The 361-nt window shown below is 60.4% G+C and carries 1 protein-coding gene; it reads left to right on the top strand.

Annotation, left to right across the window (positions count from 1 at the left end):
- The coding region (mcrG, locus tag ACI94_RS02895) for a coenzyme-B sulfoethylthiotransferase subunit gamma (RefSeq protein WP_286681074.1) at positions 1-329 on the top strand (329 nt) is incomplete at its 5' end.
- Between the last annotated feature and the right edge of the window lie 32 nt (positions 330-361).

Raw genomic sequence — 361 nt, 5'->3', positions numbered from 1 at the left:
TCGACCCGGCCCGCACCGGCATCCGTGGTGCGACCGTGCACGGTCACTCGCTCCGTCTTGCCGAGAACGGCATGATGTTCGATATGCTCCAGAGGAGTGTCCTTGGCGAGGACGGAGTCGTCCGCTACGTCAAGAACCAGATCGGCGAGCCTCTCGACCGTGCGGTTGCCGTCGGCAAGCCCATGGACGAGAACTGGCTCAAGGCCCACACGACGATCTTCCACTCGCTCGGGGGCACTCCATTCCGTGACGACGCCGAATACATCGAGTACGTCCAGCGCATCCACACGCTGCGGACGAAATACGGCTTCATGCCGAAAGAGGAGTGATTACAATGGCAAAGATTGAGAGAACCCAGAAG

The sequence above is a fragment of the Methanoculleus sp. DTU007 genome, assembly GCF_001512385.1.
Lineage (GTDB): Archaea > Halobacteriota > Methanomicrobia > Methanomicrobiales > Methanoculleaceae > Methanoculleus > Methanoculleus thermophilus.
Note: the sequence above shows the minus strand (reverse complement) of the source record. Positions and strands in the feature narration are given on the sequence as shown.